General features: G+C 42.5%; 9 protein-coding genes. 5 read left to right on the forward strand and 4 right to left on the reverse strand.

The window, feature by feature from the left end; all coding sequences use genetic code 11:
• Positions 1-197: 197 nt before the first annotated feature.
• Positions 198-1,391 (forward strand): PDZ domain-containing protein, encoded by a 1,194-nt coding sequence (locus ACIQXN_RS04870; RefSeq protein ID WP_402962413.1) that lies wholly within the window; start codon positions 198-200, stop codon positions 1,389-1,391.
• A gap of 182 nt (positions 1,392-1,573) precedes the next feature.
• Here ACIQXN_RS04870 and ACIQXN_RS04875 read toward each other — a convergent pair whose 3' ends face one another.
• From ACIQXN_RS04875 to ACIQXN_RS04885, 3 genes are all read right to left on the reverse strand, one after another.
• A complete protein-coding gene (locus ACIQXN_RS04875; protein ID WP_402962418.1) occupies positions 1,574-2,107 on the reverse strand; it encodes a YceI family protein in 534 nt (177 codons plus the stop codon).
• A gap of 173 nt (positions 2,108-2,280) precedes the next feature.
• Positions 2,281-4,470, reverse strand: coding sequence for an MMPL family transporter (locus tag ACIQXN_RS04880; RefSeq protein ID WP_402963338.1), 2,190 nt, complete (start codon positions 4,468-4,470; stop codon positions 2,281-2,283).
• Between the two features lie 182 nt (positions 4,471-4,652).
• Positions 4,653-6,383 carry an N-acetylmuramoyl-L-alanine amidase family protein gene (locus ACIQXN_RS04885; RefSeq protein WP_402962423.1) on the reverse strand — a complete coding sequence of 577 codons (1,731 nt, stop codon included), beginning with the start codon at positions 6,381-6,383 and terminating at the stop codon, positions 4,653-4,655.
• A gap of 713 nt (positions 6,384-7,096) precedes the next feature.
• On the opposite strand from ACIQXN_RS04885, the gene ACIQXN_RS04890 reads away from it, so the two are divergent.
• The 4 genes from ACIQXN_RS04890 (at position 7,097) to ACIQXN_RS04905 (ending at position 13,743) form a co-directional block, all read left to right on the forward strand.
• Positions 7,097-7,327 (forward strand): CsbA family protein, encoded by a 231-nt coding sequence (locus ACIQXN_RS04890; RefSeq protein ID WP_402962428.1) that lies wholly within the window; start codon positions 7,097-7,099, stop codon positions 7,325-7,327.
• Positions 7,328-7,549: 222 nt separating this feature from the next.
• Positions 7,550-9,535, forward strand: a complete 1,986-nt coding sequence (gene uvrB / locus ACIQXN_RS04895; RefSeq protein WP_402962433.1) for an excinuclease ABC subunit UvrB — start codon at positions 7,550-7,552, stop codon at positions 9,533-9,535.
• Between the two features lie 6 nt (positions 9,536-9,541).
• On the forward strand, positions 9,542-12,415 hold the full coding sequence (uvrA, locus tag ACIQXN_RS04900; protein WP_402962438.1) for an excinuclease ABC subunit UvrA: 2,874 nt from the start codon (positions 9,542-9,544) through the stop codon (positions 12,413-12,415).
• A gap of 227 nt (positions 12,416-12,642) precedes the next feature.
• On the forward strand, positions 12,643-13,743 hold the full coding sequence (locus ACIQXN_RS04905; protein WP_402962443.1) for a DUF4097 family beta strand repeat-containing protein: 1,101 nt from the start codon (positions 12,643-12,645) through the stop codon (positions 13,741-13,743).
• 43 nt (positions 13,744-13,786) lie between these two features.
• On the opposite strand, the gene ACIQXN_RS04910 is transcribed toward ACIQXN_RS04905, so the two are convergent.
• Positions 13,787-14,464, reverse strand: coding sequence for an N-acetylmuramoyl-L-alanine amidase (locus ACIQXN_RS04910; protein WP_402962446.1), 678 nt, complete (start codon positions 14,462-14,464; stop codon positions 13,787-13,789).
• Position 14,465 lies beyond the last annotated feature (1 nt).

Consider the following 14,465-nt stretch of genomic DNA (forward strand, 5'->3'; position numbering starts at 1 on the left):
GAACAAAAGGCAACGTTCACTGGAGCGTTGCCTTTTCCTTTGCAGAAATGGAGAGCAATCCATTGATTTCATAAGAACTAATAGAGTTTTTTCTGTATCTTAATAGGCAGGAAGCTGACATATTTGATAGAATGGAAGTAACTGACCAGAACGAATTATACATACTTTTAACTACTTATAGGGATGGTGGAGAGAAATTGACAACGGATTGGCTTCTTGCATGCTTAATAGGATTGGGAAAACTCTTTCTTCATCCATTGCTTTACGTTTCTATTGCTTATTGTTTATTCATCGGCTATCTTCGGGTCAAGCGGGAACGCCATGATTTCAATACCAAGATTTACAGGAAAACCATGGAGTTGCGTGCACTGCTATTACAGGGAATCATCACCGGATTGATTCTATCAATCATTGCGTTAGTATCAGGCCTTGTCATACCGATGGCGGCTATAGTCGTCATGACGGCAGTTACGATTCTTGCCATTTTGACGATGAAACGGAGACTGATATCACCAGCATATACGATGGGCGTGACGTTCTTTATCCTTTTCTTTTTAAATGGGAGGGATATACCACTTCCATTTTTCCAGGACGCTTTTGACCAGCTGAACCAATCGGTATACCCTACACTGGTGATATTGATTGGGCTTTTATTGATTGCGGAAGGCTTTCTTATCGTTAGGAAGGGCAGTGAAAAGGCATCACCACAGCTAGAGGTTTCCAAGCGGGGACAGCCGATTGGCACCTATGTCTCGCAACGTGTTTGGTTGATTCCGATGTTCGTATTAATTCCTGGAGGCGAACTGCCTGTTCCATTTGACTGGTACCCGATATTCTCAATCGGCGAAGTGTACCTATCTCCAATCGTTCTGCCATTTTTAATTGGCTTTAGGCAGAAGGTGCATGGATCGCTTCCTGAACAGGCCATAAAGGCCCAGGGTAAGCAGGTAGGGACCTTGGGAGTTTTAATTACAGCGTTGGCCGTCGTTAGTTATTGGTATCCATTATTGGCGATCATAACAGTCGTTTTAGCGATTCTTGGTCGTGAATTTGTCCATTATACGCAAAAGAGTTTGGATGAAAAGCAGCCATTTTATTTTTCAAAAAGCAAGCTTGGTGTTCAGATTCTTGGCGTGATCCCTGAATCCCCGGCGGACAAAATGGGATTGGTGAAGGGTGAGGTCATCTCAAAAATCAATGGTGTTGCCGTAAGGGAAGAAGAAGAGTTGTACCGGGCGTTGCAAAAGAACCGGGCCTATTGTAAGCTCGAGGTCATCGGTATCAATGAGCAAATGCGTTTTGTGCAACGAGCCTTATTTGAAGGGGAACATTACGAATTGGGCATTCTCTTTGTGGATGACCAATTGAAAGAGAGCGGTCAAGCAGGATAGGATCATTCGGAAGTAAAAGAAGGGGCTGTCCCAAAAAGGGTAGTTAAGCCTAAATTGAATAAATAAAGAGAGGCAGAAATGTTGATTTAACAACATTTCTGCCTCTTCAATTTTGCGTTATTTTACTCGAAAAAGGACTTATGAGACAGCCCCTTCTGGCAATGGGAAATTATATTGATTTTTTACGCTTCCTTGGCAGCTTCGATATCTATGGAAAGCGTGATTTGATCTCCAATCAGCACGCCGCCTGTTTCCAGGGCTGCATTATAGGTTAATCCATAGTCGCTGCGTTTCACTTTCCCTTTACCACTGAAGCCTGCTTTTTCCGTACCCCATGGATCTTTTCCTTGGCCCTCGAATGTGATATCGAACGTTTCTTCTTTTGTTACGCCATTAAGTGTGACGTCACCTGTTATGGCATACGTGTCATCATTCGTTTTCTTGATGTTCGTAGCTTTAAACGTAAGGGTCGGGTTCTTTTCAACATCAAAGAAATCAGCAGAACGCAGGTGGTTATCACGGTCAGTATTACGTGTGTCGATGCTGGCCAAATCGACGGTGAAATCAATTTCGGCTGTTGTTAAATCTGCAGGGTCGGCAGTAATGGTAGCATCAAACTTGTTGAAGCTTCCCTTTACTTTTGCAATCATCATATGTTTAACGGAAAATTCAATAGCGCTGTGTGTAGGGTCGACGGTCCATTTTGTTTTGGTCATTTTTCATTCCTCCTACTAAATCTTGAAAGTATATATCTTTAATTTGAGATATTTTAAACATAATGTAATTATATGAGCATGTGATTCGAGAGTCAATGTTTTTCTTCTATATTTTGGAAAACAAAAAACCTGTGCTGACTGTAAACAGACACAGGTTTTTAGAATAAAAGCTCTTAGTTTGCTTGTTCTTTTTCTTCGTGAATCGGGGCTTTACTTGGCCAGAAAGCATGGCGACCAAGCAGAGCGGTAATCGCTGGCACTAGGAATGGACGAACGATGAATGTGTCCATCAGTACACCGAGTGCGGTAATGAGTCCGAATTGGACAAGCACTTGAATTGGCAATGTAGCAAGCACAGAGAATGTAGCTGCCAAGATGATACCGGCTGAAGTGATGACTCCACTTGTTTCGGTGACACCTTCTCTTATTGCTTGCTTGATTGGCATCGTCTTTTTCTTGCGCCATATACTGGACACCATAAAGATGTTGTAATCTTCGCCAAGGGCGACAAGGAATACGAATGAATACAACGGGATTGTGCCTTCAATGGCATCCACACCCATGAAGTGGTGAAGGATGATCCACCCTAAGCCCATAGCGGCAAAAAAGGATAGGATAACCGTTCCCATTAAATAAGCCATGGCTGTTACGGAACGCAGGTAGGCTAACAGTAGCAATGAAATCAAGACGATGATGATTGGGAAAACCAAGAATTCATCTGCCTTGACCGTTTCACGTTTATCGAACTGTTCGGCCGTCTGTCCGCCAATCCATACTTTTTCATCAGCGGATGAGATATTCTCATCTTTCAGTTCTTTTTCAACAGTGCTGCGTATATCTGTAATGGAGTCTATGGCCTTTGTATCGTAAGGGTTGATATTGAATTTGACTTCATAAGATAGTAAATCCTTATTGGATTCACTCTTTACAGGTTTAGAGACACTACCAATCAGGCTCATATCCTTCAGGGAATCCGTTAAATCAATATCTTTACCATCTGTATCGATGACGACTGTTACCGGTGCGAGTTCACCAGGTGAGTAAGCATCGGATATGACGGTAAACCCTTCACGCGAGTTAATATCTTCTGGGAACGAAGATAAAATATCATAGGAATATTTAATTTGCGATGAATAGCCAGCCAAAAGGCCGAAAAGAATCAGGCAGGTTAGGATGACTGTCCATGGCTTGGTTGTGACGATATTCCCAATCCATTTTCCAATACGTCCACCTTCTTTGTGTTTCTTGACGGGTTTGCCTTTTTTCTTCGCACGTGCTTCTTCCATTTCCGGTGTACGTGGCACAATCGGGAAGAAAGAGGCCCGGCCGAAAACGGAAAGTAGTGCGGGAACGAGAGTCAGGGCAGCAATCATCATGATTAAAATCGATAAGCTGAAAGGTACGGCGAAACGATGATAAGCACCGTATTGAGCAACAAGCAATGTTAATAGAGAGACGACGATTGTCAGACCGCTCATCGCAATGGCGCCTGAAGAATCTTTAAACGCAGCCATCATGGCTTTTCGTTTGCTTTCGTGTCTTCTCAATTCAGTTCTGTAGTGGGAAATCAAAAATAAACAATAATCGGTTCCCGCTCCGAATAGCAGCACGGTCATAATCGAAATGGCTTGCGCATCGACTGTAATCCAGCCGTGGTCTGCCATGAATCCAAGGATCGGACTTGTGACAAGGTAAGCGAAACCAACTCCGATCAATGGAATGATCGCTAAAAGTGGTGAGCGGTAAATCAGTAATAAGACGACAAGGACGAGAATAACGGTCGCTAGAAGTAATTGAATATCAGCACCCGCAAATAATCCAGTCGCATCAACGGAGATCCCGACAGGACCCGTTACACGAAGAGACAGATCTTCAGAGTCAATTTTAACTTTTGAAGGATCGGTACCGACGCGTTCGGTCACCAATTTATTGATGCTTTCGATATTTTTTTCTAAAACGGCTGTCCCAGCAGTTTCCTCAAAGAAGAGGGGCTGTACGAAAGTCGTACCATCTTCAGAAACAGAGCCCTTTAGTGCAGGCAGTGGAGCATTATGAAGAGGAGGTAAGAAGGATTGCTGCTTTAAGGGACTCTCTGTAAGCTCCTTGGAAAGGTTTTGAATCTCTGCTAAATCAGCATCAGTCAGTCCACCCTCCCGATGCCATGTAAGCAAGGCAGGTATCCCAGAAGAATTAGGGAATTCTTTTTTTATCAGTTCATCGGCTACGACGGAATCTGAGTCTGCAGGTAAATCAGTAGGGACATTTTCCGTTTTATCGTTCACTGCCGGTAATAAGAAGGTTAATAGCACAGTCGCAATAACCCAGATGGCGATGACTACCCAGCGGCTAATTTTTCCGGTCATCACTTTGCTTAGTCTTCCTAATATGTCCAATGAAGGCACCTCACTTTTTAATTTTTTTATTATAATCCACTCTCAATTATAAAGGGGAACAATTCATATTTGCAAAATTGAGTATGCAATTTTCTGAATATGGGTAAAAAAAAGCTTTGGATGAGAAAATCCATCCAAAGCCTTTTGCCTCATTAAAATAAATTAAAATATTTTTTCAATCCATTAAAGATTCCGGTAACAGCAGTATCTTGATAAGCACTTGTGGCGATAAGCTTTTCTTCTTCTAGATTGGAGATGAATCCTAACTCTAGCAAAATAGCAGCTTGTTTGTTATCACGGATGACCTGGAAGTTACCTGGTTTTGTGCCGCGGTCCCTCAATTTTGTTTCTTTAATGATTTCTGCTTGTACGGTTTGTGCCAGCTCTTTTTCATTGACATTCGTTGCTAGATAAAATGTTTCAATGCCGTTGGCTGTGCTGGGACCAGCATTATAGTGAATGCTGATAAAGACGTCGGGTTTGTTAGCTTGGCTGATTTCCACCCGCTTACTTAAAGAGGGATACGTATCGCCTGTTCGTGTCATGACGACTTTTGCACCCGCCGTTTCTAATTTAGCTTTCAGCTTTTTAGCCGTGGAAAGAGTTAAATCTTTTTCACGATTATATTTCCCGGATGCCCCAGGGTCAGTCCCGCCATGACCTGGGTCAAGGACGATTACTTTGCCTTTAAAGCCATCACTTGGTTTGGTCTTCGATAGATACGTGAGGGAGGCCCATCCCACCAAACCGGATTGGGTTTCGACTTTACCCCAATCTCCTTGTTTTTCAGTCACTATCACACTATCACTTCTATCGACGGCCCCAAGTACTTTGTGCGTTGCAGAAGGACCATTACGAATGTTCAAACTATCGGAAATGACATAGTATTTGGTTGGTTCCACTTTGATTGGTTCTTCTTTCGTCGGTGCCTCTTCTTTAGGTGGTGTGGTGGCTACTGGTTTTGTTTCTTTTGGCTTGGTTTTTGATAGATAGGTAAGGGAAGCCCAACCTGTTTTACCGGAAGCCGTTTTGATTCTTCCCCATTTATCTTTTTCTTCATAAAGTGTGACAGCCTCCCCTTTTTTTAAGGTGGTGACTTTGTCCGCTTTTGAGTTTCCAGATTTTCTGACATATAACTCGCCAGCTGTTACATAATAGGTCGTTTCTTTCACCGCTGACGTGGATGCAGTAGGTTTTTTCGTAGATAAATAGGTTAATGAAGCCCATCCGTTAACACCGGAAGTCGTTTTCACATTTGCCCAGTTACCTGTTTTTTTCATAAAGGTAACAGCATCGCCCTTTTTGATAGTTGCCAATTTCTTTGATGTTGTATTGGCAGACTTACGGACATATAACGAACTGGCTGTCACATAATATTTGGTCGTTGTAATGGTTGCTGGTTTAGCTGTGGCATTCGGCTTGGAACTTGATATGTATGTTTTAGAAACCCAACCGGTTTTCTTTTTGGAAGATACATAGACTTGTAGCCAATTGCCTTTAGTCGATTTTATTTCGACAAAGGTTCCTTTAGACAAAGTGGCCAGTGACTGGCTGCTGGTATTATTTGATTTTCTCAATATTAATGAAGAAGCTGTAACATACCCTAACTCGTCTAAATACGTGCTAGAAACCCAACCAGTTAGTTTTCCATATTTGATTTTCGACCATCCAGACTGTTGGGAAGAGATGGTGACTTCTTTACCTTTATTAATTAATCCTAGAGACTTTGCTGTTGTTTTAGGATTTTCTCTTATATGGAGGGAACTAGCTGTAATTTTGGCTGTCTTTGAAGCAGCCTGTACTTGATCGGTGGCGTAAGGAAAAGAGAAAGTCGTCAAAAAAACCAAGGTTGCTACAAATAAAGTGATCATTCTTTTTTTCATAAAGCTCGCTCCTTTAAATAATGCTGCATAATCGAATGGTTATAGCTGATCCAGAGGTTGGGTGGATTAATTACATATGAATATTCTTTTATAGCGGAGAAGCCTTTATATTGAGTGTTCTCCATGATTTTTATCGGTAGCATGTGGGTTATATGAAGAGAATTCACTAATAATAGTACAATATACTCACCTTAATTAGTAGTGGTTTTATGGTATTTTTTGTAGGTATATAGAACTTAATTTACATATTTTGATGTAAATTGAATGAATATGGGTGAAGACTGTGTAATGGGGCATATGTAGGTTGGATAATGGACGATATTTACAAGGGAGGAAGTTTCGTGTTTGATGAATCAAAATACCTTGCAGGATATTGGTTGGCAAAAAACTATGTAATCATTTAAACTATAACTACTCCAGTTTGTCGACAAAAGGCATCGCCTGTTTTTTAAAAAAGTCCCTTAAAGTAATCCAAACCATACTCTTTTGCCAATATATAAATTTTACTTGATGATAACGAAAAGTTGATTGGAACGGAAGGTACGAGACTCCTGCGGGACATGCGCTTCTAGCGGAGACACCGCAGGGAAGCCGAGGATGCTCCCTGACCGCCTGAGGAAAGCGAGTGCCTGAAGTGGAAATCAATTCACATTTTTCATCGAGTTTGTCTACAGTCTAACTACTCTATTTTTCTCTTATAAGGAGATGGAAAAATGATTAAATTTCTTTCAGCCCTTCTATTTCCTGGTCTTCTTGTCATGTTATTTTCAAGAGTCACCTATAACTATATTGTAGGTCTTATTTTAACGGTTGCATTGATTGCGGCTTCGGCATATAAAGGTTATACACACACGAACTTATTGATTATCGTTGACGCATTGTCACTGACGGTGGGTTTCTGGTTATCAAAAAGAATGATGAAGCGAACAGCCAAGAGCGCCTAAATTATAAAGGTGCTTTTTTTTATCTTAATTTCTATGAAAAGGGTTCATCTAGCTTGCTAGGTTATTAAACGAAAAAAACAGAATGCTTGTTCGCTTTTTGATGGTTTGTTTTGAGGTTATTGTGGTAGAATGTGTATATATAGTTCTTTAAACGGAATAAATAGAAGGAATAAAACTTAACCCTTTTTCATATAAAACTAATTCATTAGGAGGCTATGCTTGGTGAAGGAAACGTTTGAGTTAGTCTCAAAATATACTCCCCAGGGAGATCAGCCAGCGGCAATAGAAGAGCTTGTAACTGGCCTAAAAGAAGGAAAGAAAATGCAGACGTTGCTTGGAGCAACGGGAACGGGGAAAACATTCACGGTCTCCAATGTCATCCAACAAATCAATAAACCCACCCTTGTCATTGCTCATAACAAAACATTGGCAGGGCAACTTTACAGTGAGTTCAAAGAGTTTTTTCCTAATAACGCTGTTGAGTACTTTGTCAGTTATTACGATTATTATCAACCAGAAGCCTATGTGCCTTCCACTGATACATTCATTGAGAAAGATGCCAGTATCAATGATGAAATCGATAAATTGCGTCACTCGGCAACATCCTCTTTGTTTGAACGAAAAGATGTCATCATCATTGCCAGTGTATCCTGTATTTATGGGTTAGGTTCTCCGGAAGAATACCGAGAGATGGTTGTATCACTGCGTACAGGCATGGAGATCGAACGAAATGCACTGCTACATAAACTTGTTGATATTCAATATGAGAGAAATGATATTGCGTTTCAACGTGGAACGTTCAGGGTTCGTGGCGACGTAGTTGAAATATTCCCGGCCTCTAGGGACGAACACTGTGTACGGATCGAGTTTTTCGGAGATGAGATTGACCGGATTCGTGAAGTGGATGCCCTGACCGGTGAGATTACTGGTGAACGGGAACATATCGCCATTTTTCCAGCGTCCCATTTCGTGACGCGTGAAGAGAAAATGAGGGTAGCCATTCAAAATATTGAAATCGAACTCGAAGAACGCTTGGCAGAGCTTCGGGAGGATGAAAAGCTCCTTGAAGCACAGCGCTTGGAGCAAAGGACACGTTACGATTTGGAAATGATGCGGGAGATGGGTTTCTGTTCGGGTATCGAGAACTATTCCCGTCATTTGACACTGCGCCCCGCAGGCGCAACTCCTTATACCTTGATTGATTACTTCCCGGAAGACTTCCTATTAGTCGTCGATGAATCGCATGTGACGCTTTCGCAAATCCGTGGCATGTTCAATGGAGATCAGGCACGTAAGCAGGTTCTGGTGGATCATGGATTCCGCCTGCCTTCTGCTAAAGACAACCGGCCACTCAGGTTCGAGGAATTCGAAAAGAAAGTTCATCAATCGATATTCGTTTCGGCAACTCCAGGTCCATATGAATTGGAACATACACCGGAAATGGTCGAGCAGATCATTCGGCCTACTGGATTGCTTGACCCTACGATTGAAGTCCGACCGATTGAAGGACAGATTGATGATCTTATAGGTGAAATCCAGGAACGGGTTAAGAAGGATGAACGTGTTTTAATTACGACCCTGACGAAAAAGATGTCCGAAGATTTAACGGATTACCTGAAGGATATTGGAATTAAGGTTCAATATCTTCATTCTGAGGTAAAAACATTAGAAAGAATCGAAATCATCCGGGAATTGAGGATGGGGAAATATGATGTCCTTGTCGGAATCAATCTTTTACGGGAAGGCTTGGATATTCCCGAAGTGTCCTTGGTGACGATTCTCGATGCGGATAAAGAAGGGTTCCTCCGCTCGGAGCGTTCCCTCATTCAAACGATGGGTCGTGCCGCTAGGAATGCTAACGGGCACGTTATCATGTATGCGGACCGGATCACGAATTCGATGGAATTGGCCATTAGTGAAACATCACGTCGTCGGGAAATCCAGGAAAGCTTCAACAAAAAGCATGGAATCACACCCCAGACGATTCAAAAAGATATCAGAGACGCCATCCGCGCTACGCAAGTTGCCGAAGATGGAGAAGCGTACAAGGAAGATCCTGCTATTAAATTGTCTAAGCTTCCGAAAAAAGAACGCGAAAAGGTAATAAAGAGCATGGAGAAAGAAATGAAGGAAGCGGCAAAGGCATTAGATTTCGAACGTGCTGCCGAGCTGCGTGATTTAGTACTAGAGTTAAAAGCGGAAGGGTGACGAAACATGGCAATGGACAAAATTGTGATTAAGGGAGCCAGGACTAACAATCTAAAGAATGTCGACGTCACGATACCTAGGGATAAACTTGTGGTTCTGACGGGCTTATCTGGTTCTGGGAAGTCGTCCTTGGCTTTTGATACGATATATGCGGAAGGGCAAAGACGTTACGTAGAATCACTCTCGGCTTATGCCCGCCAATTTTTAGGGCAAGTGGATAAACCGGACGTCGATATGATTGAGGGGTTGTCCCCTGCGATATCGATCGATCAGAAAACAACGAGTAAAAACCCCCGCTCAACTGTCGGGACCGTTACCGAAATTTATGATTATTTAAGATTGTTATATGCGAGGGTCGGTAGGCCAACCTGTCCGATCCATAATATCGAAATCAGTTCTCAAACGATTGAACAAATGGTCGATCGTATACTGGACTATCCGGAACGGACAAAGCTTCAAGTGTTGGCACCGCTCGTTTCAGGAAGAAAAGGCACACATGTAAAAGTGCTAGAAGAAGTGAAGAAACAAGGGTATGTCCGCGTTCGCGTGGATGGGGAGATGTTTGACCTCAGTGACGATATCACGCTTGAAAAGAATAAGAAGCATTCAATTGAAGTCATCATTGACCGGATTGTTATCAAAGAGGGAATTCGGGCAAGAATGGCGGACTCCTTGGAAAGTGCTTTGAAACTTGGAGATGGCAAGGTCATTATCGATGTGATGGGTGAAGAGGAACTGCTCTTCAGTGAGGATCATGCTTGCCCAATCTGTGGTTTTTCCATCGGTGAGCTGGAGCCAAGGATGTTCTCCTTCAATAGTCCATTCGGTGCTTGCCCCGATTGTGATGGTTTGGGTGCAAGGCTTGAAGTGGACCGTGATTTGGTTATCCCGAATAAAGATCTAAGTCTTCGTCAGCATGCCATCGCACCTTGGGAACCGACGAGCTCTCAATATTACCCTCAACTCCTTGAGGCGGTAGCGGCTCATTATGATATCGATATGGATGTTCCAGTCAAAGACCTTCCGGAAGAGAAAATCGAGAAAATTCTATTAGGTTCTGGTAAGGAAAAAATCTATTTCCGCTATAAAAACGATTTTGGTAGAGTACAGGAAGGGCATATCCCATTCGAAGGGGTATTACGGAATGTCGAGCGGCGCTTTAAGGAAACGAACTCCGATTACATTCGAGAACAAATGCAGAAATACATGTCCGAGAACCCTTGTCCTGCATGCAAGGGACAGCGCTTGAAAAAGGAAAGTCTATCCGTACTCATTCAAGGTGTTAATATAAGCGAAACAACAACATTATCAGTAGAAGATTCATTATTATTCTTTGATAAGCTGGATTTGACGGAAAAAGAAGCCGCGATTGCGAAGTTGATTTTACGGGAGATTCGGGAACGTCTTGGTTTCCTTGATAACGTAGGACTGGATTATTTGACGCTGAGTCGAGCAGCAGGAACATTATCAGGTGGTGAAGCACAACGTATACGGCTTGCTACCCAGATCGGTTCACGACTGACGGGCGTGCTATATATCTTAGATGAACCATCCATCGGTTTACATCAGCGCGATAATGACCGATTGATCGATACGTTAAAAAACATGAGGGAAATCGGAAACACACTTATAGTGGTTGAACATGATGAAGATACGATGCTTGCGGCAGATTACCTGATTGATGTCGGACCAGGAGCGGGGGCTCATGGTGGAGAAATTGTGGCTGCCGGTACCCCGGAAGAGGTCATGAACAATCCAGAATCTTTAACTGGTCAATACTTATCAGGAAAGAAATTCATCCCGCTACCGTTAGAACGCAGGAAAAATGACGGTCGAGTCATTGAAATTAAAGGGGCTAAGCAAAATAACCTGAAAAACGTCAATGTTAAGTTCCCGCTTGGAGTCTTCATCGCTGTCACTGGCGTTTCCGGGTCTGGTAAAAGTACATTAGTGAATGAAATCCTTCATAAATCGCTAGCGCAAAAGCTTAATCGTGCCAAGGCTAGGCCTGGAGATTACCGCGAAATTAAAGGGATTGAACATTTAGATAAAGTGATCGATATCGATCAATCGCCAATTGGAAGAACGCCCCGTTCTAACCCAGCTACCTATACCGGTGTATTCGATGATATTCGAGATGTTTTTGCCTCAACGAATGAAGCGAAAATCCGTGGATACAAAAAAGGACGGTTCAGCTTTAATGTGAAAGGTGGTCGCTGTGAAGCTTGCCGTGGTGATGGAATCATTAAAATTGAAATGCATTTCCTACCTGATGTATATGTTCCATGTGAAGTCTGCCATGGAAAACGGTATAACCGCGAAACGCTTGAAGTGAAATATAAAGGAAAAACCATTTCTGATATCCTTGATATGACGGTTGAGGAAGGTGTCAGTTTCTTCGAAAATATTCCGAAAATCAAACGGAAAATTCAAACGTTATTTGATGTGGGCCTTGGTTATATCAAGTTAGGTCAACCGGCTACCACTCTATCAGGCGGAGAGGCACAAAGGGTAAAGCTCGCTTCTGAATTGCATCGTCGGTCAACTGGCCGTTCATTTTATATCTTGGATGAACCGACAACCGGGCTTCATGTCCATGATATAGCGAGGTTGCTTGAAGTCTTGCAACGGCTCGTGGACAATGGGGATACCGTTCTCGTTATCGAGCATAACCTCGATGTCATCAAGGCTTCTGACCATATCATTGACTTGGGTCCAGAAGGTGGAGATAAAGGTGGGACGATTGTAACGTACGGAACACCTGAGAAAATTTGTGAAGTTACGGAATCGTATACAGGGAAATACTTGAAGCCTGTGTTGACCCGTGATCAAACCCGGATGGAAAAATGGATAGAAGAAAAAGAACATGAACATGTTTAAAAGCAAGCCAATTGGCTTGCTTTTTGTAGAAATATGGATAATTTCTTTTAATCAATCATTTGATTAGTAGCAAGTGAAGTCCGTTATTTCCGGGGAAATGTAACCATTACAGTTTTCAGAAATTGTCGCCGTACAATGTCGAGAAATGGAATTGGGATATTGTATGAAACTTTTCACCTGACTAGGCGTATGTATGTGTAAGTACACTAAGAAAGTGGGGATGGTCTATGCAAGCAGAAAAACAAAGAATATTGGAAATGGTTCAAGATGGAAAGCTGACAGCGGTGGAAGCAATGAATCTTTTAGACGATTTAGAAAAAGCTGGTATGGAAAGTGAAGCGAAAGAGCAAAAGCTGCAAAATGAACTATCCACCGTAGTGGTTAATCAGAAAAGTGAAGAAAATGGCCAGGACTCTTTTAAGAAGAATGTCCAATCCTCTAAGGAAAAAATACTAGGTTTCGTAGAAAGTGCATATAAAAAGATCAAGGAAACGGATTTGGATTTTAATTTTGGAAAATCGGTTGAGGTTAGCCATATTTTTCAGCATGATTATGAGTTTCTGGATGAAATCGATATTGATGTCGCAAATGGAAAAGTGAATATCGCTACATGGGATCAGCAGGAAGTCCGAGTGGAATGTCATGCGAAAGTATATCGAGTGGAAGATATAGATAAAGCGAGGGAAACCTTTTTAGAAGAAGTTCACTTCGAGATTGAAGCCGGAAAATTGAAGTTCAAGGTCCGTGAAAAAACGATGAAGGTTGATACGGTGCTTTATATTCCCCGCAAGGTGTATGAGGATATTCAGGTTAGGCTGTTTAACGGTGCGATAACAACAGAATCCCTGACAGTAGAGAAACTTAAGGCCAAAACGGCAAATGGCGTCATCCATATCCAACAAGGGAAAGGCGAAACATGCGAACTTGAAACGGGTAATGGAACGATTACCATTTCCGATACGAATTATGACGAGATGGAAGCGGAAACGTTAAACGGCGCAATCAATGCGGAAGGAAACTTCAAGAAGATGGATGTTCAGACTTTCAACGGGGAAATCGTCTGCAAGAATGGGTCACAGGATTGCGAAGCCATTCATGCCAAGTCGATTACCGGGAAAGTCCAGCTTGTCTTGCCTCCGGGAAAGGCAATCGAAGGTGAGTTGAAGTCTAATTTGGGAAGCTTTAACGTAAGTTTAGAAGGGATGACCATCGTCGAAGAAAAAAGTGATGTGGTCCAAAAGGTGCTTAAGTTTAAAACAACTAATCTGGAAGACTCGGTACTACACGTATTTGCCGATACAAAAACGGCGGCAATTACGGTTTCTTGAGGTAATAGAAAGGAAGCCCGCCAGTTAGACTGACGGGCTTTATTTATTGTTGTGTGGTAATGATGGCTTCGTACCCATCTTTGGCCAATTTTTTAACAAGGGCTTCGGCATTTTTCTTTTCCGAGAAGGCCCCAATCTGAACTTTATATAGTATGGTGGAAGGGAGCTCCTTATGAAGCTTATAATGGGAGAGAATGCTTTTGGCAATGGATTCTCCGCATATTTTCCGATAGGCCTTCGTCTTTAAAAGTGCGGCTTCATCTTGATTGGTCATAAACCCACACTCGATTAAAATGGCCGGACATTTTGTTTCGCGTAACACTTGGAAATTGGCCGTCTTCACCCCTCTATTTTTTAACTGTGTGGCTTTTGCAAGATCATGTTGGACCTTTTCAGCGAGGGAAAGGGATTCCTTCGGTTTAGAGGTATAAACGTATGTTTCGATCCCGTTTGCCTCATGCCAATTACCAGTGCCAGCGGCGTTTGCATGGATGGATACATATAGGTCAGCTCCAAGGGCATGTGCTTTACGGGTTCGCTCACTAAGAGGGACGTCCCGTCCATCTTCATGGACGAAATGAACGGTGATGGCATCCGTCCTCTCTAAATATTGTTTGGTGAAGGATGCCGTTTCCCGATTGAAGTCATATTCCTTCATGCCATCAGGCGATTGTTTGCCGGGCGTAGTATAACCATGGCCGGCATCAATGACGATTTTCATG

Source organism: Peribacillus sp. NPDC097295 (assembly GCF_044761665.1).
Lineage (GTDB): Bacteria > Bacillota > Bacilli > Bacillales > DSM-1321 > Peribacillus.